The organism is Chryseobacterium defluvii (assembly GCF_003634775.1).
GTDB lineage: Bacteria > Bacteroidota > Bacteroidia > Flavobacteriales > Weeksellaceae > Chryseobacterium > Chryseobacterium defluvii.
Map to the genome: position 1 here is coordinate 1,058,875 of NZ_RBXB01000002.1, position 25,225 is coordinate 1,084,099.

Consider the following 25,225-nt stretch of genomic DNA (forward strand, 5'->3'; position numbering starts at 1 on the left):
TAATTTTGCAATATGTATGAGAGAAAAATAATACCAAATCTGAATTGTGGCCTTGATCTGATAGGTGAAGTGCTTTACGGTAAATGGAAAATACGCCTACTTTGGTTTATTCATCAGGGACATAAAAGACCTAGTGAATTGCAGCGTAAAATACCGGATGCATCACGAAGGGTTCTCAATATCCAGTTGAAGGAACTGGAAGAACATGAACTTGTTTCAAAGACTATTTATCCGGTTGTTCCGCCAAAAGTAGAATATGCACTTACTGAGTTTGGTGAAAGTTTAATCCCTATTATAAGTGCTTTAGGACAATGGGGGGATCAACATGAGGATCGATTAAGAATGTTGATTATTAAGAAAATTCAGGGATCTACTAATGTAGAAGAAAATATATAGGAAATTCCATTCAAATAATAACAGCAATAATGTAAAAGCCCATGCAGACCAATCAGAATTAATGGAATGGATCAAAAATATGAAAATTCTCCCCAACAGGTTATGCTTGTTCATAGAGAACTTTCAGCGCTGGAAGCTTTACGGGTGAAAATTCAGACTGAACTTGAAATTCCGGTTACAACTATGATAAAAGATCAGGAGGTGGTTTTAAGTGAAACGTATATTCCAAGCGACTTTCTTAAATGAATTACCAAATTGATAAAAGACCGTTTCAAATGAAACAGTCGGTTTCATGTACGTTTTTTAAAATTATTTTTCGATTCCTTTTCGGTACATTTTCGTTGTACACGAAAACAAATTACATTATATTTGACACCATTGAGTAAAATGAACTTATGCTAATTGGATATGCATGAGTAAGTAAATTTGAGCAAAACCTAGATTTATAAACTGATTCTTTAAAGAGTTTGGGAATCGATAAGATTTTTGTCGATAAAGTAAGTGGTGTAAAATCAGAAAAACCAAAATTAAACGAATTATTAAATTTTATCGGAAAGGAGATACTTTAACCGTTTGGAGATTAGATAGGATAGGGAGAACTACAGTTGGGCTAATTCACTTTGTAACAGAGTTGAATGAAAAAGGAATACATTTTAAGTCTATATCAGAGAACATTGATACTAGCTCTGCCAGTGGAAAATTAATCTTCCAGATTTTTGCGTGTTAGCTGAACACAAAAGAAACGTGTTAATAGAGAGAACAAATGCTGGATTGAAAGCAGCTAGAGCAAGAGGGAAAAATGGAGGGAGACCTAAAGGCATGACAGAAAAATATAAAAAAATTGCGCCTCTAGTAAAGACTTCCTACGAAAGTAAGAACATTCCTATTGAGGAAATTATGAAAGCTTTTAATATCGGAAATAAAACCACCTTTTATAAAATAATCAAATCTTAAATTGATTAAATAATCTTCTATCTATGATTTCTTTCTATAAATTTAAAACTATATGAGAAAATATCCCCTACATTATTTAAATGATGCAGAATTTGAAAATTTAGCAACACTAATTTGCAGAAAAATTCTGGGAGAAGCTGTTATTCCTTTTGCAAAAGGGTCTGATGGGGGAAGAGATGGAAGGTTTCACGGAAAAGCAAATTCCTTTCCAAGTACAGTAGAACCTTGGGACGGAAAAATAGTTATTCAAGCAAAGCACACAACGAAAGAAAATACAAGTTGTTCAGATCATGATTTTCAAAAAATCCTTACGACTGAGGTTGTTCCTGCAATCGAAAGATTGAAGGGGAAAAATAAAGTTGATTATTATATGCTCTTTACTAATCGTAAGCTAACAGGTAAACAAGATGAAAAAATTGAAAATTTAATCGATGAAAATACAGGTGTTATAAATATTGTTCTTGCTGATGAAAAAATACAGCAGTGGCTGCAAGCTTATCCTGATATAGTTAAAGAAGCAAAATTACAGAGCTTATTAACACCACTGCAGTTTGATGAACAAGATTTGAAAAACCTCATAATTGAGTTTCATAAGACCATTCCTGATACTAGTGTAATAGGTAAAACTGAAGAAGATCTTATCTATGTAAAAATAGAACGTAAAAATGAGATAAATAATTTAAGTCAAGATTATTTTGATGAAATAATAAAAAAGAATTATACATATTTTGATTTTATTAGAAATTTTTTGAAAGATCCAATTAATCAGTCTCTTAAAGAAATTTATGATGATACAGCAGATGAGTTAAATGCAAAAATTATAATCAATAGAAGTGCTTACAATGCTTTTGAACACTTACTGGAAGAATTATATGACTATGTAATTTCTAATAATTCTGAATTGGCGGGAAAAAAAAGATTAATTCGTTTATTTTTGCATTACATGTATTGTAATTGCGATATAGGTAAAAAGAATGCTTAAACCAGACAAACATACAGATATAAAGTATTCTGTAGTATATCTTTCTGCTGTTATGATGAAAGAAATACAGCAGAGTGGTATTATTAAATATGATGAGCTCAAGAATATTTTGATACAAAAGATAGGAAACAAAGTGAATGAAAATTTTGAGAAAGCTCTTTCATTTTTATATCTTTTAGATAAAGTCGTTTATTTGAATGAACTTGATTCTATTAAACAAAGTAAGTAATGAAATTAGTGAAAATATATGCTAACAAAAATTTCAAAAACATTGAATTTAACCCAAACTTCAATGTTGTGTTGGCTATTATTAATGATAAACTGAATAAAAAAGACACACATAATCTAGGAAAAACATCTTTGATTCACGTAATCAATTTTATTCTTTTAGGATCTTTTAATAAAAAAATATTTGGAAATACAATTTTCAATGGTGTAATATTCTATGGAGAGGTAAAATTAAACAGTGGACAGTACCTCACAATTAGAAGGGGGATAGATACTAATACAAAGATATCATTTAAATTAAGTGAAGATAAAAGTAAGAGTTTTAATGCTCCAAGTATTTGGGACGAAGAAAATATTCCGTTCGAAAAATCTCGAAAAAAATTAAATGAATATCTGGGATTTGATGTTGTTACAAATTATGATTATCGAAAATCAATTACTTATTTTTTGCGAACCCAACAAGATTTTCTTGATGTATATAAGTTAGATAAGTTTAAAGGAAAACATATTGATTGGAAACCTTTTGTTTTTGAGCTTTTAGGATATGACAGTAATTTAATAGTCAATAAGCTATCATTAGAAGATGATATTGAGAAGAAAAAAGGGATTATTAAAGTACTGAAAGAAGAAGCCAGGATTAACATTGAAGATAGAGATAAATTGGCTGGGTTACTTGATATTAAAAAGCAGGATTTAGAAATAGCATTACAAACTATAGATAAATTTAATTTTTTTGAACAAGACAAGACACTTAATAAGGAATTGATTGATCAAATAGATAGTAATATACAACTCTTAAGCACAGAGCGCTATCGTTTAGATTATGAAATTAATAAGATTGAAGAATCTTTATCACATTTAAATCTAGATATTAAAATTGAGGATTTAGAAGCATTATATAAGGAAGCTGAACTTTATTTTCCTGAGGTTTTAAAAAAGGACTTTTCGGAATTAATAAAATTTAATGAAGCTATATCTAAAGATAGAAGGAAATATCTAAATGAAAATTTAGAAGAGTTAAAGACACAAAACAATACTGTAAATAAAGAACTTAAAGCTCTTGAACTTGATAAAAGTGAAAAACTTGCATTTCTGACAGAGAAAGATAGTTATGAAAAATTTAAATCTTATCAGAAACAACTATCTAAATTAGAAGCTGAAATTACACGAATTAATGACAAAATACAAGCGGTGGACCAATCTGTAGAAATTGAAGAACAGATACAGGGAATTCATTTGCAAGTAGAAAATGCTGTAACTGCAATTAGGGAGGCGGTTAACAAAAGAAAGCATGCAGAAATAAATAAAATTTTCAATAATATTATTTATGATATTTTAGGAACCAATGCTTTGATATCAATACAGCAAAACAAACAGGGAAATGTGGAATATAGCGCAGATTATCAAAATCCATCTGATTTATTAACTACTTCGGAATCACAAGGAACAACGTATAAAAAGTTACTTTGTATGGCTTTTGACTTAGCATTATTAATACATTATAGAAAAAATTCTTTTTTCAGATTTGCTTATCACGATGGAATTTTAGAGGGGCTTGATGATCGTATAAAAATTAGATTACTAAATAAAATAAAAAGTCTTTGTGAAGAATATGATTTACAATACATTTTATCTTTGATTGATTCGGATATTCCTACTGATGAAAAGGGAGAAAAGTATAAGTTTACCTCTGATGAAATTTGTCTAGAACTAAATGATAAGGATGATTTAGGAAAAATTTTCCTTAATAGTTTTTAGTTTATCATTATTGTAATGTCAAGTTATTTTAATAATTATAAATGATGAAAAAAGAAGTTATACATATATCTACGATTCCAGTTACAATAAAGGTAATTCAAGTCGGTGAAAAAAAACTATCTGTTTCTGTATTTAATCAAATTCCTATCGATGATGCATTCTTTACTAAATTAAGTAGTGATGAGAGAATCAGTTGCTTTATCGGTTGGGTTGAGAGGGAAACAAAATATATACTTTATTCTTTAGACGGCATTTTATTGAGATTTCAAATTAATAATGAATTATTAACTTCCTCTGATTGGGATTATAAACGCAAGCAATATCAAAAGAAATATAAGTTAAAGCATAAAGATTTCTTGCTTGAAATAGGTAACTTTTTAAATAATAAAAACCAAATTTACATAGCAATTTAGTATCAAAAAAACAATACGGAGTAAAATAAGTTTTGATTGACAATTGAGTGAGCGGCGGAAAGTTATCGTAAACCAAAAAAACTTAAAAAATCAGTTTATCCGTAACAAGCAATTTATTAAAATCAACACAATTTAACATAATATAAATTATAGGACATTTTTAAAGCGGATTGCTCCGCTCGTTGTAGGACTATTTAACAATGTAAATTTAACTATCTCACACAGGTTAAATACTATTTTAATGAACTCATTTTGTGCTACTTGAACACAGGTGTAAATATAAAAAAAAATTTGAACCGTCAAAACATTGGGTTCAAATTTTTAATTTCGGGCTGTTAATTCCTTTGTCAAAAAGATAAAAAAAAAAAATCTTTGTGGATTCAAAAAGATACAGCCCGAAAAATTTTATCTGGGAAATCTTTGTATAAACTGACCTTTATAATGACGTTTTAAAAATTGTCCAGATCTACGCACATAAATATTGACATAATACCAATGACTATAATTTTTTGATTGGTCCAGCCACTGGCACGACTTAAAACAGTCGTGTACAAATTCTACTTTGCATAACTGGTTATTTTCCTTATCAAAGACAATAAACGTATAATCATTCTTATTCTTAAACATCACTTCATATTTTCTTTTTGAGTCGTTTTTTCAGCCATTTCCGTCACTTCCTTACGAGTTTCATTCAAATCTTTTTGCCTTTCTTTTTTAATGTATTTCTGACGGACAATATCAATGATTAACACACAGATTTGAAAAAATAAAAGTTCCCACAAATGCCAGTTTATTGAAGCCAAAAAAGACGTTGTAGTAGAGATTGGATACTTTAAAGCAACCGTATCTGTAATACTATTAAATAAATCGGATATTTTCATATATTTTACTTTATAACTCCTGAATTTTGTAATGATGTTTTTAATTGCCTCAACTCAGTAATAATAGAATTAACCTGATCAGCATTATAGGAAGATGTTGCACTGACAGCAGTATCGGGAACTATTTCCGCCTGTGTCGGAATCATTGACCAGAATCCTGAAAAACCTCCCCCCTCTTTTTTTATCCATAATGTAGATTTAGAATTCGAAACAAGATCTAGATAAATAGAACCTGTACCGCCTTTAACATTATTAGTATTTGGATTTCCATTACCCATATAAATACCTCGCCAACCATCTCTGTTATCACTATAGGCTTTAAAATAAATCCCCTCATTTACAATAAATTCACCTTTTGAACGTATAGACCCCAAAGCATCAATATTAAGGACATCCGTCGGGTTTACTTTGTCTTTAGAGAGTACACGAAATATATTATTATTAGTTCCGTCAACGGTTTGCAAGGTCATTACAGGCACATCATGATTATTAGCGGTTTGAACCCTCAAACCGTCTATAGTCTCGTAGATATTATAATTCCCCAAATCGGTAATACACTGATGCGTTAAGCCGTAACCCCTACCGATAATATTATTATAAGCGGACGTAGAAACAAACTCTATAGGGTAATCCAAAACCTTTTTAACATTTTCCAATCTTGGAGTATAGACAACGTTAAAGTTACCGTCAATACGCATTGCCTTAGCCGTCAAGGAATTATCTTCAAAAGAAGGACTAAAAAAACGGTTATTGTTAGGTAAATAAGTACCAGTTTGCATATCAACATGATAAGTATTTGGAGCGCTATTAACAGGATAAGCAGACGAATGGTTAAAAGAGCCTCCATAAAAGTTATTTTCATTGATATATCCAGGGACTGTAGTAGCAAACTTAACTCCTATACGATTATCCCAAATTGTCATAAAATTAAATTGATTATATGATATACCACCGTTGCCAAGAGTTGAATTAAGAAGCAATCCAATATCAAAACCCATAGTCATTTTAATATTAATAGTAGAATTGATCAGGTCTTTAATCGTAATCCCAACAGAACCAGAAAGAATCCCACCGTAATAATCTTTTTTAATAATACTAAGCCCATTTATATGAATCTCTTTATTTTCAACATCGGAACCGACAATAATAGATTCATTAAGAGAATTGCTTATAAAATGATTTTTAAAATAAACGTTTGTACCGTTGTCAACATCTACCCTAACTGTTTTAGATATATACGTTTTACCTTCGGGGATTATCAAATTTTTAAGTTTCAACTTTTTAGCCACTGCAAAAAAATTATTTAAAACATCTGACATATCGGAAACACCATCATTTTTTAACCCAAACCAAGAGGCAGAAACGTTACCATCAAATTGACGCTTGTAATAGTAACCATCTTTTTTACGGTATATCACATGATCAGTTTTAGAATCATTCATCAAACTACCATCATAATAATTACTAACCCTTTCATAATTTACCAATTCTTTAGTATAGGTATCTATCAAAGTGACAACCTGTGCATTAAAAGCACAGGTTATCAATAAAACCAAAAACAAATAAACCCTTTTCATAACATCTAAGAATTGAAAAATTGATTAGTATATACAACGGGAGTCTCAACCAAAGCATTAGAATTATCAGATGATGTATTTATAGTAGAACCCGTTAAATTAAGTTCCCTATTATTGGCATATACTGGAACCTCTTCACCATTGGCAATTTTTACCGTACCCATAACATCCGTAGTAGAATGGGATTCAACAGGATTAAACAAAGTATCATCATACCCTACCGCAACATTTTTCGTTGTAATTGCTAAGGCATCCTTAACAGTTTCTACAGTTTCCACAGGTTTTGTGTCTTCTGAAGAAGCCACCACACTGGCAGGTTCCGCAAGAGAATCATTTGTTTTGCTAACTATGGCAACCTTAGTATTCAAAATTTTTCTTAACACCAAAGCACCTGCAATAAAGCCGAAAACCTGCAACATACTTATATTTTCAAATATTTTCATTTTTATAATTTTTTACAATTGTTATTACTTTTCTAACACTGGCATAAACACCGATCAGGGCGAAGCCGAAAACCAAGACAACGGCACGTTTCTGGCATCCGTTGCACTCACTAAAACTTTTCATAATTACTTTTTATTATTTGTTAAAACCGTATCAGTTGATTCTATATATTTAGATATCGGGAAACCCAATAAACCTAAAACAACAGTCCCCGCAATAGTCAACAGAACCGTTTTTATTACTAAAGATTTTTCTTTCTTATTCATAACTACATTTCTATAAAAATCTGTTTTGAATCCATCTGGTAAAGCTTTTTAACGGATATATTCCCCAAGTTCAGCAGACTTTTACAAACAGAAAATAAATGATCGTAATCATTATTCTGTGGGTAAATCTGTACAGCAGAACACATGTTAAAAGAATTGAGAATTACCCCGTTATATACAGGCTCATAGCCTTTCGTAATAATAACAGCAGAGCCAAAAGCAATGCGTATTTTATCCAAGATCATGGAAAGAGCCTTCCAAGAATTATAATATTTTTCAGGAGCTTTATTTTTTCCAAAATATTCGGAATCCTTAAAATACTTCGCTTGATAAGAAGTAACCACAGGAGTAACAGTTGAACCGTTGCCAGTGGAAGGATTTGTATTTTCTGAACCTGTATTTGAAGGTTCAGTTACTACGGTTTGAGTTACAGAACCCTGCATTTTTTTAATGACATAATAAATAGAAGCACTCAAACAAACTCCTATTAAAATCTCATTTTTTAAATTTTTATCTATTTTCATTTTATGACAAATTTTTTGTTATTTTTGAGATTAATATTTAACATTTTTTAACACATGAAAATCGCTTTATCAATTGTATTACTTTCAACATCAATAATATGTTACAGCCAATCAAAAAAAGATTTCAAGGAATCTGAATTATCTAATAGATTCGAAAATTCAATATCAAAAAAAGAGGACGGAAATATTTTAAATGTTTGGACAAAAGATCAAATAATAAAAACAGCAATTTGTTTAAAAAAGAATTATAAAATCCCGTTTAAATCACATCCTGAATTTTTAAAAGAAAACGAATTCTATAAAAATAAAAACGACAGAGAAAACAAAGAAGTAAATACTAATTCAAAAATGTGGCAAACATATTATCTAAGTGAAGGAGAAAAACAATTTCCAAAATGCTTTAAAGAAAGCTAGGAATTTTCAATTTTCCGCTTCTATAATATTGAACAACTCCGGAACCCGATAACTTAGAATATGGAGATATAAAGGCATCACATTCTTTAAAAGTTTTAACAGTACCATAGGCATAATTAGCTTGCCAGTATCTTCTTTTAATAGTACCCAACAAAAATTTAGTATCCCCACCAATAAAAAAATTTGGTCCAATACCCTGTTCAGATAAAAGCCAATTACAAAATGCCTGTTTTGAAGCATTAAAAGCAGATATTAGCCCCTTTCTTCTAGACTCTACTAGACCTTGATAATAGAGATCAACGAAAACATCAGCCTCTTGTTGGGTAACAGGTCTCAACAAATGAGGAAAAATATTTTTAATAGCTAATTGGGTTTTCTTCTGTAACATAATTTTCTTTTCATTATTCAAAAATTCAACAGAATAGGTTTTTCCTAAAATAGGTTTTGTACCATTCGAAAAAATAGTAAGACCAGAACCAACAGTAACAGGATCACTCTTATATTTATATGCAGTTGCTTTAAAACCTTCAATATATTTCATAAATTCAACTAAAGAATCAGAAACTTTAAAGCTTTCAGCAGTAACAAAACTAGAAGAAAACGAAGATTTTAAACTCAATTTAGATAAACCAAACAAAGTACCTAATCCAGTTAATAACGTTATAAGCATAATTTTACATTTTAAAAGTTAATATTTTGTAAAAATCGCCCCATCTTACGGGACAGAGCGATTTACATACACATGAGTTAGAAAAATGTCATTTAACCTTCGGTGGTGGATTGTCTTTTCTCCAATTTTGCACCCCGTCCAGCATATCGATAGCATGAATGATCAGGTTTGCATAGTGTTTGACCAAAGGAGCATTTTTCGCAATGAATTCAAAAATGTTTTTCATGATGTTATTTTAATATTAAATTTTATTTTTGAATGAACGTTCCGCAGTAACCGCCGTTTTTAACCTTAGGATTTAAAACAAGTCCTAGTTCCTGAATTACCACCTTTCCCGTTTTAGCTTCCATACAACCCCAATAAAAGGACTTTTGCATATTACTCTTGTTCAATACAGAACAAGCAATAGAACCCAACCAGCCTTTCCCAGCATCCGCGCTTTTATCAGTCGTAACACATTTAAAAGTGATTAATTCCTTAGTCTTTGAAAGCTTCCAACCTGTAGTTAAATAGCGTTCCGTACCGCCATCATTTTTATATCTGGTAAATTTTGCCCCCGATCTTTTTTTGGGAGCTCCAGAATAAGAACTTGAACGAGAATTGCGAGAATAAGAACGTCCAGAATCTGAACCGCCGTTTAAAGCTCTTTTTCGCCAGTATTCCGCCTTTTCGGCATCTGAATACTGTTTTCTATTATAATTAGCCATAATCCAATATTTTACTTAAATAAGTTTCTTCTTTTTCTTTCAGGGACCATAAAATATAATCCGACTGCACCAACACCCAAAGCAACTAGGTGCATTACGGTAATATCAACCGTACCTGTGGCATTTTTATAAACACTTTTGTTTAAAGTTGTCATTAATTCGTTCATGAGATATTTTTTATAAATTATTTTTTAAGAATTTTGTAAGCCAATAAACCAATACCACCCAAAATTATAAGAGGCATCATATTATTAGGTTGATTGCCGAAATTGATCGTACCACCAATATTACCGCCATCATCTGTACCTATTGAAACATCCCACGGCCAAGTACCATTTTTAGAAACCTGATCTTGATATACTTGTTTAAGCAAGTCATCAGTATAAGGAATACCCGCCTGTGTGGCTTCTGATTTGATCTGATCTATATATTGAGTAATAAATCCCTGTGGAACTTCGGTTTGAAGCTGTGAAGAAGTTGGAACGGTTACCGCAGGGGTCGCCCCCACTTTACCCGAAATAATATATCTTGTATAGGTTATATCTCCCTCCCACTGATCTTGTGCCGATTTACTTTCAGTTGTAAAGTCATAAGCTTCCGTAATTTTTGTGAGCGCATTTTGTTGAGCTTCCATAAGCTTCTCACGGAGAGACTTCGAACAAGCACTTTTATATTTTCCTACAGCCTTTGTACTGACCGCAATGGCATACGTACAATAATCTGCTAGAGATTGAACACTGGAAATATTATCCCAGTTTACACCATTGACAGCCGTTTGCAATGCATTCAAATTCTCATCTAGGGTTGATTTTGTAAATGCCTGTGAACCCAAGCAAGAAAACTTAAACCCTGATTTAATAAAACCACTGATAGATTCTATCATCCCTTTCCCTGCTAAAGAGCCTATAAACTTCGTTACACCTCCTAAAAGACCGCCTTTTTGATTTGCGTTAGAACCGTTAGCATCCTTTTTACCACCCAATACAGAGCCCAAAATAGATACACCCGCCTTCGCTAAAAATGCCCAAGCCATAATTTTTAATTTTAATTAAGAAACATTTACTAAATACAGCTTAGCCGTAACACCATCGGCAACCCTTACCGTAACATTTTGATTTTTGGAAAGTCCGACAGGAAGAAAATCCTGATCAGCATCACGAACAGACTGGATATATGAAGAATTGTAAAAAACTTTCTTCGGAATCATGGGACTGTCAGGGGTATCCTGTGCCATTACAACCGTTTCGAATTCCCTGATGTCTTCCTTAACAAACATTACAGGATAAAATTCAGAATCAATTTTTGTTTCTTCTGTGATGATCTTTTCTTTGATAATCAACGGCGATTGTGTAAGCCCAACAGTAGAATTAATTGAGTACTCAAATAGCGTTACAGGTTCCGCATGAGTCCATGATAAAGTGATTAAGAAATAATTATCATCATTCAAAACCAAACTTTCTTGAACCGTGAAGGGAACAAAATTTTTAAAATTCGGAAAGAAAGCCTTTAGAATACTTTTCAACTCACCGAAAGTCTGAGAAAATACAACCTGATTAGGTTTACCTTTTGAAACTAACTCAACCTGGCATTTAGTGCCATCAACCATTGCTCCAGTTATCTCAGCATTGAAGTTTAACGAAAGTGAATTTGCATTTTCCCTTACCTCAAATTGTACTGTTTTATTGACGTTGTCCGCCGCTCTTTTAATCCAAGACATAATAATTATTTTTATTGATTAATAATATTTACAGTACAAAAATGTAACAGAATAAAAGAGACTGAACCGTTTTGACCTATTTTGACCTATTTTGACACTTTTAAAAACAAAAAAAAAGCGCTCTAAAAGAGCGCTGTTAACAATAAGTTGAGAAAATAAAAAACTCAATATGAGTTAATTATGCTTTTTAGCGTACTCACTTGGAGTAAGATATTTTGTATCTAATACCCTATTAACTTTAATCGAAATTAATAAAGTAATTAAGAAAATTGCAAGACCATAAAAAAAGAGAAATGCAAATTTTTTATAATTCAATGTTTTATTCATAATTAACAAGTTTTACAGATTCTTTCCTGAACACAATCATAATAATCATTCATATCTTCTATCGAACTACTAGAAGGGCTTTGACAAATAATAGCCGATGAAATAACAACTATTACCTCCTCCCAGAAACTGCATTGATCCCAATACGTTGTACCATTCAAATTTCTAGTACAATTATTATTATCATGAGTTCCAAAAAATCTAGATTCACCATTATTAACAGACAATTCAGTTAAATACGCATTAACTTCTTCCTCACCATAAGTATTAACCAAAGCATTAGAATTTACAACAATAGCATCCAAAGAACTTTTAATTACTTCATAATCATCTGTAGCCATTGCATTTTTATAAGCAGTAATATTATCAATTACAGCAATTAAATTTTCATTTTCCTGAAAATCACTTAACTGCTGAGCAGTTTTTGAAGCTATACCAGAAGAAGGATTTTCTTTTGCATAATTCTGATTTTCGATTGTATCACCAGAATTAGTACAAGATATTAAAAAGACGGATAAAAATCCAAAAGTCAAAAAGATTTTTTTCATATTAATTTGTTTTAATGGTTTACTACCCAAATATATAAAAATAATTCAAACAAATATGAAATATTTAAACAATATCACAATAGTACATTTTATAATGAATATACAAAAGCGATTTTTTAATATTAAACTCTTTAATGATATTCTTTTTTATCCTTTTTGCAGTACTTTCTGAACATTCACTTAAAAACATAATATCCTTAATTGATAATTTGCGAAAATCTTGAAAGATAGTTTCATGTTTATTATTCATAAGATATTATTTTACATAAATTTCAATTTTACCGCACTTTCTGAATTTTAATATCTTCTTATCCGTTTTCATATTTTGAGCGGATTTTAAGACCGTTTCTGCGTTTTTGTCACCTACATAATTTTGAATAGCACCCGCACCAATTAAAAAACGTTTCCAACCTGTCAAATCAGAAATATCTGATTTAGGAGTATATACAAACCTGAAATTTTTATTGTACCACGTTATAGCTTCCATACTCGAATAATGTTAATTGTTGATATAATTGTTTTTTCTTTGGAATTACTTCCTGTACAGATTCCTGTACCTCTTCAATGAAATTATAAAGGCGGTCATACGTTAACTCATAATATCCCCTTACCCATTTTTGAAGCTTGTATGAACACTTTTTCAGAATGCTTCGTACATTTCCTGTAAAAACCTTTACATATTCGGGGAGATTCTCTACAACAACTTCCCTCATCTGATCAACAATTTCATTCATTTGCGCAATCTCATAATCATAACAAGTTAAATACGAAAGCTTCAATAATTTTTTAGAACATCCCCACATTTTGCCAATGATCGGGCGTCTATACTTTTCATCGTTCGGAACTTTGTCGAGTTCCTTTTGCGTTATCTGTCTATTTTCAAGCATTTTTTTGTACTTATCTTTTAAAGGCTCTTTCGTCATGTATTTCGTAACATACGCCCCTACATCATTAAGGTTCTTAATAGCATGAATACTTGCAGCCCTTTCGCCTCCCATATAGCCCATATCTTTCAAGTAATGATTCCAGACCCTTTTTAATGTATTATGATTGAAATACGTATCAAAAAGCAGATGAAAATGAATGTTACCGTTTTCCTGTGTTTCAGCCCTCCAAACATAATTTTCAATTTTCATGGCTTCCTTTTTTGTTTCCCGACCACCTTCAATAATGTAATTTTTAACCTTTTTTAGATGATCAATAAACTTTACAAAATTTTTAATGATTTCTTTGTCTGTGTGCATTTGCGACGTTGGTAGAGTGATTGTAACAAAGGAAACTGATCGTTGGTCAAAACGACGGCTTGAGCTATAGCGAGATAATAATGACTGTATAAAAACATTCGTGATCTCACAAATTTTATTCGTTTGTTGCTTCGAGTAAAATTGTTTAACCTCTTTTTGCGTTGCAGATTGAAAGGCGGTTTTGTAGTTGACCACGTAAGTGTTGATACAATCAACTTCTTTTTGCTTTTTAAGTCGCTTGAGGAATGAATTTTTGTTTTCATCTTTCTGAGTATTTTGTTTGAGATTGTTAAGGGATTTTTTATTGTATTTTCTACCAATAAACCTCTTGTAAAAAACAAGAGAATTTTTTTTAAGTTTTGCGCAGTCTATTACTTCCATTGATTCCGTTTATTTGTGAGCGTTTTTAAAAACTTTCGATAGCACCGATTCTTTTGACAAGTCCATATAAAGGTTAATCCCGGGAACAAAGTCCGTGATTACGGACTATACTAATTTCAGTTCCTATTAGTCTGACGTCTTCTGCAGTAGACTTTATTATAATAAATCTGTTAAAACAAGAAGTACAAAACCAATGATTGGAATGAGTAAGGGGGATATAAACAAAAACCATTTTTGTTTCTACACGCTTGGACCCACAATACGTACAATAATGTCTATTTGCCATGTTCAAGGAGTTTACCGTTAGAATCAAATTGAAGTTCAGAGAGTTTCTGGATGCGGATTTTAGTATTACATGGATTCCAATAATAAAACTGATCATATCTACGATGAGGCTCTATAAAAGCAACAATTTCATCAAGCCTTTTTCTTTCTGAATTACTGATCTTATCGAAAGATTTTAAAAGTGCTACAGCATTACACAAACCACCGAAAACCGTACTACTACGTTCATTTATTAATAATTGAACTAAATTTTTATCTGTTCTCATAACACAAAAGTTTACCGTTAGAATTAAATTGAAGTTCAGAGAGTTTCTGGATGCGGATTTCAAAATCATTGTAATGCCAATAAAATCCAGAATTGTGATATGTTGGGGGAGCGATTGACCGAATAATTTTTCTCATTCGCTGATGCTCTTCATAAGTGATATGATCATCCAGAAACAAAGAGGTAGCACAGCCACACATACCATGATAAAGGCGAAGTTTTAAAACATCTATCAAAATGTTTACAAGTTCCTGATCTGTTTTCATGGATTTAGTCGATTTGAAAGTTTGTATTAAAGGTTGGTTCACACACATAGCAATAGCCCATAAATGACGAGTGCCCCTGATAAATGACTGTAAAAACATATAATTCGGTTTCGTTAAGTTTTAAAATAATTTGATCGTTTTTGTATAGGATTCTATCAGAATGATAGAGATGAGTTAAAACAACAGAATTCAACTCCCTACGGGTTGAATTCGTTATTAACATGACAGAAATTTTAAAGCTTGTTTTTGATGGAGTTGATAAGCCGAACGATACGTATTGATAAAATAATCTTCCAATTTTTGTAAGTAGATGAACATAGAATTGGCAGAATCCTTAAAACATTGACAGATCGTAAAGCAATGAAGCTTTAAGGCATTGAGATAAGATTTTATATTATCAATGTGCTGATAACAAAACAAAACCTTTTTTGATTCCTTCAATAAATGGAATCTGCAATCAGCAACTTTTTGTTGTGAAGAGTACGGAAATAATTCGGTGTTCCCCGATAGTTCAAATTGACGTAATCTTAATTCTACTAAGTCAAGTGTTAAATAAATATCTGAAAGAAATTCAGAGAGAGCATTGCAGAAACATTCTGCTTTCTTTTTGTCGGAAAAATAAGATTCATGGAATTTTCTATTCCATACCCCTTTTGACACATCTGGGAGTTGTTCGTACTGAACGACATAACGGGAACGCTTGTCTTTGTCTTTCCAACTAACATTTGTAAATTGGTCAAGAAACTTGATTTTAAACATTTTCTCATGGTTTTTGTGTATGAGAAAAGTTAAAAAAATAAAGAAATAACCGACAACAAACGTTTGCTTAAATAATGTTAAACTGCTATACTCTAGCAATTAACATCTGTATAACTTACTGATTATCAATTAAATTATATTTAACAATTTATAAATTATAGGACTTTTAATTTCCGATATCAGAATATACCTTCCAGCCATAATTTTCTACAGGAAAAAGTTTAAATTTGTTTATACAAACCAATAACTATATGAAAAAGCTAGCGATACTTATTCTTTTAATTGCTTTTTCTGGCAATAAGATCATCGCACAGACTGTAGAAAATAAACTTCAACTGGAATTCAGTGAACTCAATTCATGGACATCCTCAGGTTCTTCCTTACCTGGAAATGTTTCTAAGATGCCATTGGCTACACGTACTAAAACGCTGGCTTCACAACTTAATCCTTCACAAAGCTTTGATATGAAAATAAGCTACGCTCCGGATGGTATGGACACCTGGGGAGCCTGGTATATAGAACAAAATACATTCAACACCTTTAATTTTACCAATTGGCAGTATGTAGACATTTTTATCTGGTTTGCAGGAAAAATATCTGTTCCCTCCAAATTATGGATAGATACTGCTCACAAAAACGGAGTTAAAATTATTGGAACTGTATTTCCCAATGACAAGGAAATGAATATTCTCATCCAAAAAGATATTAAAGGAAAATTTGTTGCTGCCCAAAAGCTGATTGAAATTGCTAAATACTATGGTTTTGATGGTTGGTTTTTCAATGTAGAATCGTCTGTTTCTCCCTCCGTTGCTTCAGAGTTTACGAAAATGTTGGCCCAATTAGAAACTACAAAGCCCGATGGTATGGAAATCCACTGGTATGATGCGATGACACCAAACGGCGAAATTTCTTATCAAAATGCCCTGAATAATGCCAATGCTCTCCTCCTGCAAAATGGCAAAATCCGGGTTTCAGATGCCTTTTTTACTAATTATTGGTGGGGATCTGATCAGATTACTTCCTCTGTAACTACAGCCGGAAATATCAAAAGAAGCCCATTCGATGTATATACCGGTGCCGATGTATGGCCTAAAAGAACCGGTGCACAGGCTTTATTCACTAAGTCTCCCGACTATACGTGGATTACACAGCTATTCAATAATTATGGTCCGGCAGGAAATGCAGGCCCCGTAAACAGTCCGAAAACTTCACTAGGCTTATTTGCCATGAATCTGACCTACAACAGCGGGCTGACCAATTTCAATACAGATCCTGATGATTATACCAATTTTTATAAGACGGAATCCCGTATTTTTTCCGGAGATGATAACAATGTTGCGGTAACGGATCCCAATGGAACCCATATCTGGAAAGGAATTGGGTACTATGTTCCTGTTCGTACGGTCATTAACAAGCTTCCCTTTAAGACTAATTTCAATGTAGGACAAGGAAAAATTGTAGCGACTAATGGAAACGTAGTTGCCAAAAACTGGTCCGATATGGGAAAACAGGATATTTTGCCATCATGGCAATGGGCTGTTTCCTCAACTGATCTGAACACCAATACCCTTCGGCCTTCCTATCATTTTGATGACGCCTATGATGGCGGAAGCTCCATCCAATTTGCCGGGAATCTTGCGGATGATGTTACGGTGAAATTATTCCAGACAAAACTTACAGCCACTCCTAAAACAAAATTTTCTTTAACCTATAAATATCCGGCTGCCGGAAATACCAATGCCAGATTAGCGCTTTATTTCAGTGATAACCTGACTAAACCTGTTTATCTTAACATAGGAGCAGCTCCTGACCCTGCATGGAATACCACTACATTTGATCTATCCTCCTATGCAGGAAGAGAAATAGCCGTGATTGCCTTAAATTTTCACACCGGAAAGGCTGTAAATAATTATATATTCAGCTTAGGTCAATTCTACATTTATAATAATTAATTTAAATTTTTATCCTAAAAATTTGCGTAGTTAAATAACTACACATATATTTGTAGTCAAATAACTACACAATGAATCTGAGAAGAGATGTATTTCAAGCCATTGCAGATCCTACGAGAAGATCAATACTGATGCTCGTAGCCACACAGTCTATGACTGCAGGCGCTATTGCGTCAAATTTTGATACCGCAAGACCTACCGTTTCAAAGCATCTGCAGATCCTTACCGAATGTGAATTGCTTCGACAGGAACAAAACGGCAGGGAGATCATTTACCACTTAAATCCTAGCAAAATGAAAGAAATTGCCGATTTTATTGAACCTTTCCGCAAAATGTGGGATGACAGGTTCAACAAACTGGAAAGCATCATGAAAAATTACCAATCCAAAAAATAGCAAGTATGGAACTAAAAACCAAAATACACGCAGAAGACGGCAAACAGGAAATTTTCATCACAAGGGAATTCGATCTCCCTCTGGAACTCCTTTTTAAAGCGTATTCCGAAGCAGAGCTTATAGAGCAATGGATGGGAAACAAAGTACTGAAACTTGAAAACAAGCAGCACGGCGGCTATGAATTCCAAATTACCAATCCTCAAGGTGACGTAGTTTTCAAGGCTCATGGAGCCATTCATGAATTTATCCCCAACCAGAAGATTATTAGGACCTTTCAAATGGAGAACACTCCTTTTCCTGCTCAGCTGGAATATATTCAATTTGAAAAACTGACCGATGAAACCAGTAAAATTACGATCCATACCATTTATCAATCTGTGGATTACAGGGATCAGATGTTAAAATTACCATTTGCACAGGGCATTAATATGGCCCATAACCGTCTTCAGGAAATTGTGAATCCATTAAAATAAAGATCATGAACCCAAAAGCTGATTTTTTCTTTGATAAAGCCGGACAATGGCAAAAAGAATTTGAAAAATTGAGAACCATCCTTCTGGATACGGGCCTGGAAGAAGAAATAAAATGGGGCTGCTCGTGCTATACCTATCATGGGAAAAACATTATCCTGATCCACGGCTTTAAGGAATATTGCGCTCTCCTGCTGTTCAAAGGAGCTTTATTGAATGATTCCGAAAATATTCTTATCCAGCAGACAGAAAATGTTCAGGCGGCACGACAAATCCGTTTTACCGGTCTTCAAGAAATTATTGATCTGGAGAAGATAATAAAAACATACGTTTATGAAGCTGTTGAAGTTGAAAAATCCGGTGTGAAGGTAAAAATGAAAAAAAACAGGGAATTCGAAACGCCGGAAGAATTTCAAAACAAGCTCAACGAAAGTCCTGAATTGAAAGCCGCCTTTGAAGCATTAACCCCGGGCAGGCAAAGGGCATACCTCCTCCACTTCTCCTCTGCCAGACAATCTAAAACCCGCGAATCCAGAATCGAAAAATATATACCTGAAATCCTGAAAGGAAAAGGCTTAAATGATTAATAACTAAATAAACATCAACATGGAAACACAAAAATCACAGAAAAGAAACAAGATCATCTATTGGATCTTTACCCTTTGGGTATCATTGGGAATGGTTTCAACAGCCATTGTACAACTTATGAAACATCAGGATGAAGTACAAAACTTCACCAAATTAGGCTATCCGCTTTATCTCATGACGATTATTGGTATCTGGAAAATATTGGGCGTGATTGCCATACTTATTCCTAAAACCCCATTACTAAAAGAATGGGCTTATGCAGGTTTTACCTTTGTGATGTCGGGTGCTGTAATCTCTCATCTTATTGTCGGAGACCCGTTCGGAACAACCTTTCCTGCCCTATTATTGCTGATTTTAGTGCTTATCTCATGGTACTTCAGACCGGCTGATCGAAAAATCATTTCATAAATCGCTAAATTTGATTGAAAAAACTTACTATTACACCACCTAAATCAACTTAATATGAGCCCAAAAAAACTTTCACCCGAACAAACTGAGCAGCTGCTAAAAGTTTTACAAACCCGCTTTGAGAAAAATATGACCCGCCATAAAGGCATGGAATGGAATAAAATACAGTCAAAACTGGAAAAAAATCCTGAAAAGCTTTGGTCCCTGAACGAAATGGAAATAACTGAAGGAGAACCGGATATTGTTGATTATGACAAAAAAAATGACGAATATATTTTCTTTGATTGCTCTCCGGAAAGCCCGAAACGAAGAAGCCTTTGCTACGACTACCCTGCATGGGAAGCCAGAAAAGCCAATAAACCCGAAAATAATGTTATTGATAAAGCTTCAGAAATGGGAATTGACCTTCTTACAGAAGAACAGTACCGCGAATTGCAGAAACTTGGAAAATTCGATCTGAAAACATCAAGCTGGGTAAAAACCCCAACTGAAATCAGGGAACTTGGCGGCGCTATTTTCTGTGACCGCCGCTACAATACGGTCTTTATGTACCACAACGGAGCCGATTCTTATTATGCAGCAAGAGGATTCAGAGGTTTATTAAGAGTTTGATTGATATAAACAATTATAATTCCTATTTTAGCATTTGAAATTTAATTTAACATAATAAAAATTGATTATGAAAAAATTGATCTTACTGGGTTCGTTGTCTGCCTTTCTGATAAACTGTAACAAAAAAACAGAAAAAGTAATTCCTCAGGTGGAACCTGATTCTACGGCAGTAACAGAATCTGTAATCGATACCTTAGGTCCGAAATCATTCTGCTATATGAGCGTCGTAGGAAAAGACACGGTTTTTGCCAGCATTGATGACAATTTAGGGACCATTACAGGAAAAATGTCCTACAAAAACCATGAAAAGGATAGCTCCAAAGGAGATGTTACCGGTTTCAAATCCGGTGATACCCTAAAACTTACCTATGAATTTGAATCGGAAGGAACAAGAAGCAAAAGAGACATTTTCTTCATCCAAAAAGACAATACACTGATTGAAGGAATTGGCGAGCAAAAAGATGATAACGGTCAAATGAAGTATGCTAACGAAAATAAAATCAACTATAATGCAGGTCATAAACTGAAGACTGCTGATTGCAAAACCGTTACAGAAGCTCTGAAATAAAAAACTTAAAAAATAAAAGCAGTCACACCGGCTGCTTTTTTTATCTGTTTATCCGGATGATTATATATTTTGCAGAACATATCCTGATACAGCTCCCAACAAGACAATCCAGACACTATTAATCTTTCTGTTACTCATCATAATGATAATGCATACAACAGCAATCAGCACGGTTTTCCAATCGGCAATGCTCACTCTTGCCATTACATAGCATACATATGTAATGATCGCTATTGATGCTACATTCACGGCATCCAAAAATGAGGAAAACAATTTTGAGTTTCGCATCATTTTTACAATAGGGTTAAGTAAAGCCACAAAAACAAACGCCGGAAGAAAAATCCCGATGGTAGCCACCAAAGCTCCTGACCAATTATCAATTTGATATCCAATAAAAGTAACTGATGAAAAAACAGGACCGGGAGTGAATTGTCCTACTGCTATGGCATCCAATAACTGTTGCCTGGTCAAAAGGCCTCTGTCCACCAATTCCGAATCCAGAAAAGCAAACAAGACATATCCGCTTCCATATAATATAGCGCCTATTTTGAGGAAAATAAGAAACAGCTTTACATGACCGGAGGATAAAACCAAATCCTGGGATTGTAATAAGGTTAAAGGAAAAAATGAACCTGCGATATTTTTCTGCCGAATGAGATACAATATAATGGCTGCTATACCGGCACCGAATAAAAGGATTATTTCATTGATGTTCATAAAGCAAAGCAACAGGACAGCAATACCAATAATCCATAATTCCAATGTTTTTAAGGATTTCCTGGCCAGAGGAAAAATAGCGCTCAAGATGATGGAAATAATGGCAGGCTGTATCCCGTATATAAAAGGCTGAACTTCGGGAAGCTGCCCGTACTGCTTATACAGCCATGCAAAAAACAGTGTAATAAAAACGGCTGGGCATATAAAACACAATCCCGCAACAATTAATCCCTTCCACCCTGCTCTATCCTTCCCTATATGAATAGCCATCTCAGTACTGTTGGGGCCTGGAATAAGATTAGTGGCTCCCATCAGATCCAGGAAATGCTGTTCCGTCATCCATGCTCTTTTGGTTACCACTTCCTGCTGCATCATCGCAATATGAGCGGCCGGGCCTCCAAATGCAGTTACACCCAATTTAAAAAAAACAATGGAAAGCTCCTTCAGATCATTTTTTGTATTCACTTTTCGAAATATTAGGAATTATTATTAAAAAATCTAAAGTTATCTTCATTTGATTTATTGTATGGCAGGCAATTGATCATTAATTATCTCAATAAAATTGTTTATCGCTTCATCGCTTGTATTCCAGGAAGTGATCAAACGTATAGCGGAAAAATCTTCGTCCATCTTTTTCCATACATAGAATTCAAACTTTTCGGATAAACGTTCAATCAATTCATTGCTTATTACCGGGAAAATCTGATTGGTATAAGTATCTGAAAGAAAATGCACTCCCCTTTCTTTCAAAGCGTTTTTAATTTTCATTGCCTGCCGGTTCGCATGCCTGGCCAAATCAAAGTACAAATCATCCTTCATCAATACCAAAAACTGAATTCCCAACAATCTTCCCTTTGCCAATAATGCTCCTTTTTGCTTGATATTAAAAGCGAAATCTTCCTGAAGGCTTTGATTATTAATGATAATGGCCTCTCCTATCAGAGCTCCGTTTTTAGTGCCACCCAAATAAAAAACATCTGTAAGGGCAGCAACCTGTTCCAGGGTCAGATCACTGATTTCCGATGTTAAGCCGTGTCCCATTCTTGCTCCGTCCATGAACAGGTATAAGTTATTTTCCTTACAAAAATCGGAAAGCTCTTTCAGCTCTTTTGCAGTATAAATGGTTCCCAACTCCGTAGAATTCGAGATATACACCATTTTAGGCATTACCTGATGCGGAATATTTCTATGACCTTCCAGTACAGGAATAATATCTGAAGCCCTTAGCTTTCCATCTGCCGTTTCAATACTCAGGATTTTATGGCCGGTTGCTTCTATCGCTCCCGTTTCATTATTCAAAATATGTCCGGTAGAAGCGGAAATAACACATTGATAAGGTTTTAAGATAGATGAAATCACAATCAGATTAGCCTGTGTTCCCCCGGAAACAAAATAAATATCCGCATAGGCATTATTTATTTTCTCTTTAATATATTCTTTAGCTTGTAAAGAATATGCATCTTCACCGTAACCGGCCTGCTGATCTAAATTATACGTTGAAAGAGCCTGCAAAATAAGGGGATGACATCCCTCTGAATAATCGTTTTTGAATGAAAATTTCATGAAGTAAAATTAAAAAAAGTTAAACCAACAAGAGCAGAAATTTCATAATATTTTGTTAGATTTGTATTGACAATCACCTAACATTTTGAGAACAACATTAACAGAAGAAAACTATCTGAAAGCTTTGTTTCATTTGGTTGATAATGAAGGAAAGGTAACGATTAATGAGCTTAGCAAATTTTTAAACGTAAAAATGCCGAGTGTAAACAATATGATGAAGAAATTTGCGGAAAAAAGCTGGGTGATTTACGAAACCTATAAGCCACTCATCGTCACTGAAAAAGGAAAAAGAGAAGCTTCTCTCGTAGTCCGTAAACACAGGCTTACCGAAATGTTTTTGGTAAAAACGATGAATTTCGGATGGGAAAATGTTCATGAAATTGCAGAACAGCTGGAACACGTTCATTCCCAGATTTTCTTTGATAAAATGGATGAAATTCTGGATTATCCAAAATTTGACCCTCACGGGGAGCCTATTCCTGATAAAGACGGGAACATCATTGCACAAGATTTACAGAAACTAAGTGACTGCCACATCGGTGAAACAGTGGTTTTTGCATCCGTTACCCTTTCTGATGACGCTTTTTTAAGCTACCTGAACGAAAGGCAATTATTACTGAATACCAAAATCAAGATCATCAAAATTGAGGATTTCGACAAATCTTTAACCATCGAGATTGAGGGTAAAAAAGAAGTATTGAGCAGGAAAGCCACTGAAAAAATACTGGTCAAAAAATAACTATAAAAAAAATCCTGAAAATTCAGGATTTTTTATTTATAATTCTTCTTTTGTTAATCTAAAACACTCCAGCCTCTCTTCGGATTGGCATTGTTGGAAACCTCCTGCTCGTTAACAATAATATTTTCTTTTCTCTGTCCGATATAGTCCAGCTCGCTTAATTTAGAGAAAATAGTTTCTAAGCTTCTCAGCATCTGCTGGATATAGAGCAAAGGTTCTCCACAGTTGTGGTGGTCATAATTGGTTTCCGCCACAATGGAAAGCTGATTCAGTAAAGTATGTGGTGCTATTTCACTCCATTCCAGACTGTAATTCAGCATTTCTTCCAGTTCTGCCGGAACCAGCACCTGCGTGGAATTATACAGACGGAGAGCCAGTTTAGCAAAAGATTCAATCAAAAATACGGGTGGTTGCCAAGGAATAATATTTCTGAACTGGAAATACATATCCCCGAATGTATTCACCATGGTATTACACAGGAGCTTAACATTCTGCGCCAAAGCCGTATTCTGGTTTTTATGGGATGCTTTCTGAATAATCTTGAAGGCATATTGCTGTAAATTCCCGATAGATTTGGCAAAACCGTTGTAATAATCCAATAAAGCAGGATGGCTCTGAATAGAAGTACACGGTGGAATAAAATTAGAATCCACCTGAGCTATATTGCCTTTGAGATCTACCTTTCCAATCACCAGATAATTACCTCCGGAATAACTGCTGTTCAAAGAACTTACCGGAAGCAGTTCTATATGGTAGTTCGGTTGTGCATTAGGATGGCGAGGGGGAATTTCCTCCGGGTCTATATCTCCGAAAGGTACTTTGTCAAACGGATTTACAGAGATCAGAATATAATATTCACCATCCGCCTGATCCTCATTCATCGATTTAGCCAGTGATTTTACACTTACTCTCCTGTCATTCAGTTCTATTCTGTAACCAGCCATCGTCACTGCACTGCAGTGCTTGATCACTAATTGCACATCATTGGTTGCCGTATTGTGAACATCAAAAATAGTTCTGTCCGTAAATTCGTTGGAAATGGGTAAAAGCCCGTAATTATAGGTATTGATCACAAGAGAATTGGCGTCTCTGATGGTATCAATTAAAAAATTGTCCTGATCATTAAGGTGTCTTTGGGAAACTTTCATCCCGTCCACCCAATTGATTGCAAAATGTTTAATAGGTTGTATCATATTCAATACTTTTA

General features: G+C 33.6%; 38 protein-coding genes and 1 pseudogene. 18 read left to right on the top strand and 21 right to left on the bottom strand.

What is annotated here, in order from left to right; translation table 11 throughout:
• Positions 1-69 precede the first annotated feature (69 nt).
• The 9 genes and pseudogenes from BCF58_RS11640 (at position 70) to BCF58_RS11670 (ending at position 4,731) form a co-directional block, all read left to right on the top strand.
• Entirely contained in the window at positions 70-396 is a 327-nt protein-coding gene (locus BCF58_RS11640; RefSeq protein ID WP_228434788.1) for a winged helix-turn-helix transcriptional regulator, read from the top strand.
• A pseudogene (locus BCF58_RS17695) lies at positions 389-460 on the top strand (hypothetical protein); the annotation flags it as partial. The gene BCF58_RS11640 and the pseudogene BCF58_RS17695, both read left to right, overlap by 8 nt.
• A gap of 2 nt (positions 461-462) precedes the next feature.
• Complete coding sequence (locus BCF58_RS11645) at positions 463-642, top strand: hypothetical protein (RefSeq protein WP_228434789.1); 180 nt, start codon at positions 463-465, stop codon at positions 640-642.
• A gap of 280 nt (positions 643-922) precedes the next feature.
• Positions 923-1,123 (top strand): recombinase family protein, encoded by a 201-nt coding sequence (locus tag BCF58_RS17600; protein ID WP_449384894.1) that lies wholly within the window; start codon positions 923-925, stop codon positions 1,121-1,123.
• A 44-nt stretch (positions 1,124-1,167) separates the two neighbouring features.
• Positions 1,168-1,350 carry a hypothetical protein gene (locus tag BCF58_RS17605; RefSeq protein WP_228434790.1) on the top strand — a complete coding sequence of 61 codons (183 nt, stop codon included), beginning with the start codon at positions 1,168-1,170 and terminating at the stop codon, positions 1,348-1,350.
• A 52-nt stretch (positions 1,351-1,402) separates the two neighbouring features.
• Positions 1,403-2,332 (top strand): ABC-three component system protein, encoded by a 930-nt coding sequence (locus BCF58_RS11655; protein ID WP_121461941.1) that lies wholly within the window; start codon positions 1,403-1,405, stop codon positions 2,330-2,332.
• Complete coding sequence (locus BCF58_RS11660) at positions 2,325-2,561, top strand: ABC-three component system middle component 8 (protein ID WP_076596667.1); 237 nt, start codon at positions 2,325-2,327, stop codon at positions 2,559-2,561. The genes BCF58_RS11655 and BCF58_RS11660 overlap by 8 nt, the downstream gene beginning before the upstream one ends.
• Complete coding sequence (locus BCF58_RS11665; RefSeq protein ID WP_121461942.1) at positions 2,561-4,318, top strand: DUF2326 domain-containing protein; 1,758 nt, start codon at positions 2,561-2,563, stop codon at positions 4,316-4,318. The genes BCF58_RS11660 and BCF58_RS11665 overlap by 1 nt, the downstream gene beginning before the upstream one ends.
• 41 nt (positions 4,319-4,359) lie before the next feature.
• The gene (locus BCF58_RS11670) at positions 4,360-4,731 is read left to right on the top strand and encodes a hypothetical protein (RefSeq protein ID WP_121461943.1); all 372 of its coding nucleotides are present in this window, start codon (positions 4,360-4,362) and stop codon (positions 4,729-4,731) included.
• 626 nt (positions 4,732-5,357) lie between these two features.
• Here BCF58_RS11670 and BCF58_RS11675 read toward each other — a convergent pair.
• Genes BCF58_RS11675 through BCF58_RS11690 form a run of 6 tightly spaced genes read right to left on the bottom strand, consistent with a single transcriptional unit; the run spans position 5,358 to position 8,423 of the window.
• The gene (locus tag BCF58_RS11675; RefSeq protein ID WP_121461944.1) at positions 5,358-5,612 is read right to left on the bottom strand and encodes a hypothetical protein; all 255 of its coding nucleotides are present in this window, start codon (positions 5,610-5,612) and stop codon (positions 5,358-5,360) included.
• Positions 5,613-5,617: 5 nt separating this feature from the next.
• The gene (locus BCF58_RS11680) at positions 5,618-7,189 is read right to left on the bottom strand and encodes a hypothetical protein (protein ID WP_121461945.1); all 1,572 of its coding nucleotides are present in this window, start codon (positions 7,187-7,189) and stop codon (positions 5,618-5,620) included.
• 5 nt (positions 7,190-7,194) lie between these two features.
• Positions 7,195-7,632, bottom strand: a complete 438-nt coding sequence (locus BCF58_RS11685; RefSeq protein ID WP_121461946.1) for a type 1 periplasmic-binding domain-containing protein — start codon at positions 7,630-7,632, stop codon at positions 7,195-7,197.
• Positions 7,619-7,756 carry a hypothetical protein gene (locus BCF58_RS17415; protein ID WP_170149008.1) on the bottom strand — a complete coding sequence of 46 codons (138 nt, stop codon included), beginning with the start codon at positions 7,754-7,756 and terminating at the stop codon, positions 7,619-7,621. The genes BCF58_RS11685 and BCF58_RS17415 overlap by 14 nt, the downstream gene beginning before the upstream one ends.
• A gap of 2 nt (positions 7,757-7,758) precedes the next feature.
• Entirely contained in the window at positions 7,759-7,899 is a 141-nt protein-coding gene (locus tag BCF58_RS17420) for a hypothetical protein (protein WP_170149009.1), read from the bottom strand.
• Positions 7,900-7,901: 2 nt separating this feature from the next.
• On the bottom strand, positions 7,902-8,423 hold the full coding sequence (locus tag BCF58_RS11690) for a hypothetical protein (RefSeq protein ID WP_121461947.1): 522 nt from the start codon (positions 8,421-8,423) through the stop codon (positions 7,902-7,904).
• Between the two features lie 54 nt (positions 8,424-8,477).
• Between BCF58_RS11690 and BCF58_RS11695 the strand changes: the two genes are divergently transcribed.
• On the top strand, positions 8,478-8,837 hold the full coding sequence (locus BCF58_RS11695; protein WP_121461948.1) for a hypothetical protein: 360 nt from the start codon (positions 8,478-8,480) through the stop codon (positions 8,835-8,837).
• Here BCF58_RS11695 and BCF58_RS11700 read toward each other — a convergent pair.
• The 12 genes from BCF58_RS11700 to BCF58_RS11750 form a co-directional block, all read right to left on the bottom strand.
• The gene (locus BCF58_RS11700; protein ID WP_121461949.1) at positions 8,824-9,507 is read right to left on the bottom strand and encodes a hypothetical protein; all 684 of its coding nucleotides are present in this window, start codon (positions 9,505-9,507) and stop codon (positions 8,824-8,826) included. The genes BCF58_RS11695 and BCF58_RS11700 overlap by 14 nt on opposite strands.
• An 88-nt stretch (positions 9,508-9,595) precedes the next feature.
• A complete protein-coding gene (locus BCF58_RS17425) occupies positions 9,596-9,733 on the bottom strand; it encodes a hypothetical protein (protein WP_170149010.1) in 138 nt (45 codons plus the stop codon).
• A 22-nt stretch (positions 9,734-9,755) separates the two neighbouring features.
• Positions 9,756-10,214 (bottom strand): hypothetical protein, encoded by a 459-nt coding sequence (locus tag BCF58_RS11705; RefSeq protein WP_121461950.1) that lies wholly within the window; start codon positions 10,212-10,214, stop codon positions 9,756-9,758.
• 11 nt (positions 10,215-10,225) lie between these two features.
• Entirely contained in the window at positions 10,226-10,381 is a 156-nt protein-coding gene (locus BCF58_RS17430; protein ID WP_170149011.1) for a hypothetical protein, read from the bottom strand.
• A gap of 17 nt (positions 10,382-10,398) precedes the next feature.
• On the bottom strand, positions 10,399-11,247 hold the full coding sequence (locus BCF58_RS11710) for a hypothetical protein (protein WP_121461951.1): 849 nt from the start codon (positions 11,245-11,247) through the stop codon (positions 10,399-10,401).
• Positions 11,248-11,262: 15 nt separating this feature from the next.
• On the bottom strand, positions 11,263-11,931 hold the full coding sequence (locus BCF58_RS11715; protein ID WP_121461952.1) for a hypothetical protein: 669 nt from the start codon (positions 11,929-11,931) through the stop codon (positions 11,263-11,265).
• Positions 11,932-12,260: 329 nt separating this feature from the next.
• A complete protein-coding gene (locus BCF58_RS11720) occupies positions 12,261-12,806 on the bottom strand; it encodes a hypothetical protein (protein WP_121461953.1) in 546 nt (181 codons plus the stop codon).
• Between the two features lie 256 nt (positions 12,807-13,062).
• Positions 13,063-13,293: a hypothetical protein gene (locus BCF58_RS11730; protein ID WP_121461955.1), complete on the bottom strand. Its 231-nt coding sequence runs from the start codon at positions 13,291-13,293 to the stop codon at positions 13,063-13,065.
• Positions 13,268-14,431 (bottom strand): rolling circle replication-associated protein, encoded by a 1,164-nt coding sequence (locus tag BCF58_RS17720; RefSeq protein WP_121461956.1) that lies wholly within the window; start codon positions 14,429-14,431, stop codon positions 13,268-13,270. Before BCF58_RS17720 ends, BCF58_RS11730 begins: the two co-directional genes overlap by 26 nt.
• Before the next feature lie 275 nt (positions 14,432-14,706).
• A complete protein-coding gene (locus BCF58_RS11740) occupies positions 14,707-14,982 on the bottom strand; it encodes a hypothetical protein (RefSeq protein WP_121461957.1) in 276 nt (91 codons plus the stop codon).
• Entirely contained in the window at positions 14,969-15,247 is a 279-nt protein-coding gene (locus BCF58_RS11745) for a hypothetical protein (protein WP_147462058.1), read from the bottom strand. The genes BCF58_RS11740 and BCF58_RS11745 overlap by 14 nt, the downstream gene beginning before the upstream one ends.
• Before the next feature lie 216 nt (positions 15,248-15,463).
• Complete coding sequence (locus BCF58_RS11750) at positions 15,464-16,006, bottom strand: hypothetical protein (RefSeq protein ID WP_121461959.1); 543 nt, start codon at positions 16,004-16,006, stop codon at positions 15,464-15,466.
• Positions 16,007-16,257: 251 nt separating this feature from the next.
• Here BCF58_RS11750 and BCF58_RS11755 point away from each other — a divergent pair, with 251 nt between their 5' ends.
• From BCF58_RS11755 to BCF58_RS11785, 7 genes are all read left to right on the top strand, one after another.
• Positions 16,258-17,958, top strand: a complete 1,701-nt coding sequence (locus tag BCF58_RS11755) for an endo-beta-N-acetylglucosaminidase (protein ID WP_121461960.1) — start codon at positions 16,258-16,260, stop codon at positions 17,956-17,958.
• A gap of 71 nt (positions 17,959-18,029) precedes the next feature.
• Positions 18,030-18,353, top strand: a complete 324-nt coding sequence (locus BCF58_RS11760; RefSeq protein ID WP_121461961.1) for an ArsR/SmtB family transcription factor — start codon at positions 18,030-18,032, stop codon at positions 18,351-18,353.
• Positions 18,354-18,358: 5 nt separating this feature from the next.
• Positions 18,359-18,826, top strand: a complete 468-nt coding sequence (locus BCF58_RS11765; RefSeq protein ID WP_121461962.1) for an SRPBCC family protein — start codon at positions 18,359-18,361, stop codon at positions 18,824-18,826.
• A gap of 5 nt (positions 18,827-18,831) precedes the next feature.
• Positions 18,832-19,410: a YdeI/OmpD-associated family protein gene (locus tag BCF58_RS11770; protein ID WP_121461963.1), complete on the top strand. Its 579-nt coding sequence runs from the start codon at positions 18,832-18,834 to the stop codon at positions 19,408-19,410.
• A 19-nt stretch (positions 19,411-19,429) separates the two neighbouring features.
• Entirely contained in the window at positions 19,430-19,819 is a 390-nt protein-coding gene (locus tag BCF58_RS11775) for a DoxX family protein (protein WP_121461964.1), read from the top strand.
• Positions 19,820-19,873: 54 nt separating this feature from the next.
• Positions 19,874-20,431, top strand: a complete 558-nt coding sequence (locus tag BCF58_RS11780) for a DUF4256 domain-containing protein (RefSeq protein ID WP_121461965.1) — start codon at positions 19,874-19,876, stop codon at positions 20,429-20,431.
• Positions 20,432-20,498: 67 nt separating this feature from the next.
• Positions 20,499-20,999: a hypothetical protein gene (locus tag BCF58_RS11785; protein ID WP_121461966.1), complete on the top strand. Its 501-nt coding sequence runs from the start codon at positions 20,499-20,501 to the stop codon at positions 20,997-20,999.
• Positions 21,000-21,059: 60 nt separating this feature from the next.
• On the opposite strand, the gene chrA is transcribed toward BCF58_RS11785, so the two are convergent.
• Positions 21,060-22,181, bottom strand: a complete 1,122-nt coding sequence (gene chrA / locus BCF58_RS11790; RefSeq protein ID WP_121461967.1) for a chromate efflux transporter — start codon at positions 22,179-22,181, stop codon at positions 21,060-21,062.
• Between the two features lie 54 nt (positions 22,182-22,235).
• Positions 22,236-23,279 (bottom strand): threonine aldolase family protein, encoded by a 1,044-nt coding sequence (locus tag BCF58_RS11795; protein ID WP_121461968.1) that lies wholly within the window; start codon positions 23,277-23,279, stop codon positions 22,236-22,238.
• Positions 23,280-23,364: 85 nt separating this feature from the next.
• On the opposite strand from BCF58_RS11795, the gene BCF58_RS11800 reads away from it, so the two are divergent.
• Positions 23,365-24,018 (top strand): metal-dependent transcriptional regulator, encoded by a 654-nt coding sequence (locus BCF58_RS11800; protein WP_121461969.1) that lies wholly within the window; start codon positions 23,365-23,367, stop codon positions 24,016-24,018.
• 53 nt (positions 24,019-24,071) lie between these two features.
• On the opposite strand, the gene BCF58_RS11805 is transcribed toward BCF58_RS11800, so the two are convergent.
• Complete coding sequence (locus BCF58_RS11805) at positions 24,072-25,211, bottom strand: hypothetical protein (protein WP_121461970.1); 1,140 nt, start codon at positions 25,209-25,211, stop codon at positions 24,072-24,074.
• Positions 25,212-25,225: the final 14 nt, after the last annotated feature.